Genomic DNA, 4,584 nt, shown 5'->3' on the forward strand with positions numbered 1-4,584 from the left:
TATTTTACATAAAATACTGGTCTAGTTTCGTGATGTCTTTTTTAAGCAATTTGTCCTTTGATAACTTCAAAAGATATTATTTTTCAGTTGACATACTACCGCAGGTCTTTTGAGTCTTGAAATTCTAAAAATACATAAAAAAGGACACACCTATGGCATATGTATGCGTAGGTGTGTCCTTTTGCAAGATAGTTTTAGAAGTATTTTGTTAATTTCATCATATCATAGTTCCTATTAATTTTATATATGAAATTTAAGATTTTATGATATTATTTCTTTTTATTCATTATAAATGTAATACGTTGTTTTTGTACATCATAGGTTAATTTTGCATCGAATTTTTCTCCGGTTTTCTTACTTTCAAATCCTGAGATTGTATCGGTCATATTCTTCTCTAATAACTTTTTTACTTGTGCGCTAGTTATTTTCTTTTTCAAAATGCTTCCAGACACAATGAATTCGCAAGGATTTTTGTAATGTTCACATAAATAAGTAGTTTTTCCTACAATTACCCTTCCTTGGCACAAAGGACATTTCCCTATAGTACGATCATCCGTTGTTGGACGTTCAAAACAAATGCTAAGATCTTCTTTTAATCGGATAGCTGCAGTGAATTCTCCGTACTCTCCTTTAAAACCATGAATGAAGTCAGTAACGCGATTCTTCAATAATTTCTTAATCTGGCTATCAGATAATTTCTTTTCTTTAATTTTAGCTGATATCGCAAAATTACATCCGTTTTGATATTCTGAACACCCAAAAAACTTATCACGGTTTAAAATGTGTCCCTTTTGACACTTTGGACACTGACCTAGCGATAATTCTTCAACTGTAGGCAAATTAAAGCTTACTTCACCATTTATAAATGCTAGATAAGCAGAAAACTCTTTGCCATTAGATTTAAATCCTTTTATAACGTCCGTTTTGTTCTCTTCAAACAGTTTTTTTACTTGCACTGTAGGAATTGTTTTGTCTTTAATTTTCTTAGGCAAGCCAATGTTACAGTTCGGATGATTGCTGCACCCGAAAAACTTTCCTCTATCTAAAATTATTCCATTTCCACAAGGGCATTGGCATACTTCTATTTGTTGCTTCCAGGTTTCTATTAGATTATACGAAACTGTATCAGGAATTCTTATAATCTCTTGTGTTATTTTTTGTACAAACGCATTTGTTTGTACAATGAAGTCTTTATAACTCATTTCATTCTTTTCAATACGGTGTATCATTCCTTCCATTTCTGCTGTGTACAGTGGATCTTTAATTTGCTGAACAGGAAATTGTTCAATAAAGGCACGGCCAATTGGAGTTGTAATAATTTTTCCCTTTTCAATGTCTATAAAATTCTTCTCGTGTAAAGCCGGAATAAAAGCCGCTTCTGTTGCTACGGTTCCAATTCGTTTTCCTTTCATCAGCTCTTTTAAATGTTCATCATCAATTTTACGACCAGCCGTTTCCATAAAAGCAAGAATTGAGCTTTCTGTGTGTAGAGCAGGTTTCTTTGTTTTGGATTCCAGCAACTCAAAATCATAGATTTGAAGTTCTTGTCCTTTCTGCAGGATAGGAACTTTAAATGTTTCCACACTTTCTTCCTCTACTTCCTCTTGGAACACTTCTAGGAAACCTTTTTCTCGAAGCACACTTTCTTTTATTTGATAGGTATTTCCCATTGCATCAATAAGGGATACATCTCTTACCAGGTACACTGCAGGACGCATGAAATTGCCCACAAAACGTTTTACCACGAGACTGTATAGTTGTTGTTCAATCTCTGGACGACCTTCCTCTTGATATTGTTTAGTCGTCGGTATAATGGCAAAATGGCTTGATACAAGATCATCATCAAATGTTTTGTGTTTTATATCAATGGCGTCAATATCGACGGATTGTACCAGTAAAGAATAACGACTCTTAGCTAGCGCCTGCATAACACCTTTTACTCGTTCCACTTGTTCTGTAGGTAAATGCCTAGACGAAGAGCGTGGATAGGTTATAAAACCTTCTTCATACAAGTTCTGAATGTATTTTTTTGCAGTTTCAGCATTAATTTGTAATTGTGCATGGGCATCTTTGTACAAGTCTGTTAAGTTGTATAGCAATTTAGGATTTTGCTTCCTAGTGCCCTCTTTAAATTCCTCAACCGTGAGATATTGACCTTTTAGCTTCTCCCCTAAACTCCTTAATGGCGATGGGTTTAACACCTGATCTTCTGTTTTCATAACTGGAGTGAGTCCTAAATTTGTTACTAGCTGCAGATGATAATAAGACTGTTCCTTATAGTTTTCAATTGCTAACTCACGTTGACGGATCTCATGTAGCAAACACATTTGTACACGGCCAGATGCCAATAGGAATTTATTTTGCGCTAATTTTGTGGTGCATCCCCTGGTTATATTCATCCCTAATAGATAATCTAAATACTGCCTTGCTTTAGCAGAATAAGCTAGTCCATCATACTTAGACGCGCTTTCTAATCGATTGAGAGCTGCTTCGAGTTCTACAGCTTCAAAAGAGGATTTATATACGCGAGATTGCTTTTTATTCACACCTGCGTATTCGTACACTTCCCTATAGATTAACTCTCCCTCGCGGTCCGCGTCACATATGTTCACGGCATGGTCAACATCAGGTCGCTGTAACAGTTTAACAAGGATTTGTAGTTGCTCTGCATTTTCTTGTATCACCTTATACGATGGTTGAAAAATTAAGGGTAAATGTTCTAACTGAAACACTTTATACTTTGGATCCATCTCTTCCGGATTTTTCAGTTCCAGTAAATGTCCACGGCACCAACTGACAATATAATGATCATTTTCGTAATAACCGTAATAAGGTTTGCTTCCAATGTACTTTTGTGAGTGTCGGAAACGTGGCGATTTCATAATTTCATTGGCCACTTTCGGCTTTTCCGCAATAAATAACGTTTTTCCCATACATTTTTCCTCCTCAAACAAAAAAGGACACACCTACGCTATGGTTATGCGTAGGTGTGTCCTTTTGCAATATGATTTTTTAGTATTGGATTAATTCAATTATAGCATAATACTTCCTTTATGCAATTCATCATTTGTTAGTTGCACCTCCGTATATAATACACAATAATACAAATAAAATATTCAGAATTTAATATATCAACTTACCCAAAATTTAACCTAGTGTAATAACATGATAATATGAATATATATATAATTTCAAAAAGTGGGAGATTCTAGGAATACAAAAAATCTTTCTGTCATTTTTTGTATAATTAGGTTTATATGTAAGGGTTTGGTAATCGAACATAACATTCCAATTGATAGCAAAATATTACAATATTTTCAAATATAAACTACAATGTAATAGGAATCTAAAATATTCCAAATTACAATAAAAAGGTGGTTTTATAATGAAAGTTAAACAGATTTCAGCAGTTTTAAGTGGTGCATTATTACTTGGTAGCCTATCGCCTAGCATTTCTCAAGCCGCAACAGAAAAACAAACAGCAGTAAAAACAGAGCAAGTACAAGAAAATCAAAGTAATAAATTTATTCCCATTCAAACAAACGAACAATTTAATTAAACACTTAACACAACAAAAACATTTACTCCATATGTAAAAGTAAATGCAGAAGGACTTTTATATATTAATGCAACAGCAGATGAAATTGGTATAACAAATGAGGAATATCAAAACTTCTTAAATGGATTAAACTTAGAAAATGAATACATTAAAAAAGGATATTTCACTCTAGAAAAAGATGAACAAGGAAACCCTGGAAAACTTTCCACAACACAAACACTAAATTCATATGTTAATAATGACCTAAGCCAATTCAAAGAATTACAATCTTCTTCAGCTGGTTTTTATGGATGGGGATTCGGATTAAAACTAAGTAATTCTGAAACTCAATCACTAGCTGAAGCAATGGCATGGGGTAGTGCAGCAATTTGGGTTGCAGCCGAATTAGCAGCAGCTGGATATGTAACAATACCAGCTTCAGTCCCATTAGGATTAATTGCGGCTATAGTTGGACTTGGAGCTGCTACATTAGCTGTTGTTAACAAAGGAAAAGGCGTTACAGTTGGAATTACGTGGACAGGACACCCACACATACACCGTAACTAATAAATTGAAAAGGAGAACGATTTATGAAAAAAAACATTCGATTATTTGCATCTATAATCGTACTCTTAGGTCTTAGTTTATATAATTTGGTACCTAATTTACTGATCAAGAAATCAATTTTAATTATACTGATCCTGATTTGTATAGCAGTTAGTCTAGAATATATTTTCAACAAAGAAAAATACACCTACTTAAATAAAAACCTATTAATCTTTTTAAAAATAATTCCCTTAGTTGTAGCATTTTTTATAACATGGCTTTTCTTTTTAATAAGTGCTACATAAAACAAGAAAGAACCCTTTTTTATCTAAATAGGGTTCTTTCTTGTTTCCCTCAAATGTAAAGGCAACATTCTTGGGGATTTTCATAATAAACAATCATGACTTTACAGTCCCACCCATATATGAAAAGAGGTGGGACTATTTATTTTCCAAGCTTTCCATACTGGTTATATAGATGGATACTTTAGTACGTGGCTT

At 33.6% G+C, this 4,584-nt stretch carries 3 protein-coding genes; 2 read left to right on the forward strand and 1 reads right to left on the reverse strand.

The window, feature by feature from the left end:
- Nucleotides 1-269: 269 nt before the first annotated feature.
- A complete protein-coding gene (locus MR168_RS32240; RefSeq protein ID WP_000520732.1) occupies nucleotides 270-2,933 on the reverse strand; it encodes a type IA DNA topoisomerase in 2,664 nt (887 codons plus the stop codon).
- Between the two features lie 452 nt (nucleotides 2,934-3,385).
- On the opposite strand from MR168_RS32240, the gene MR168_RS32245 reads away from it, so the two are divergent.
- Both MR168_RS32245 and MR168_RS32250 read left to right on the forward strand, forming a co-directional pair.
- Nucleotides 3,386-3,559 (forward strand): hypothetical protein, encoded by a 174-nt coding sequence (locus MR168_RS32245; protein WP_003319769.1) that lies wholly within the window; start codon nucleotides 3,386-3,388, stop codon nucleotides 3,557-3,559.
- Nucleotides 3,560-3,904: 345 nt separating this feature from the next.
- Nucleotides 3,905-4,105, forward strand: a complete 201-nt coding sequence (locus tag MR168_RS32250; protein ID WP_000312314.1) for a hypothetical protein — start codon at nucleotides 3,905-3,907, stop codon at nucleotides 4,103-4,105.
- The last annotated feature ends 479 nt before the right edge of the window (nucleotides 4,106-4,584 follow it).

Source organism: Bacillus cereus group sp. BfR-BA-01356 (assembly GCF_022663635.1).
GTDB lineage: Bacteria > Bacillota > Bacilli > Bacillales > Bacillaceae_G > Bacillus_A > Bacillus_A cereus.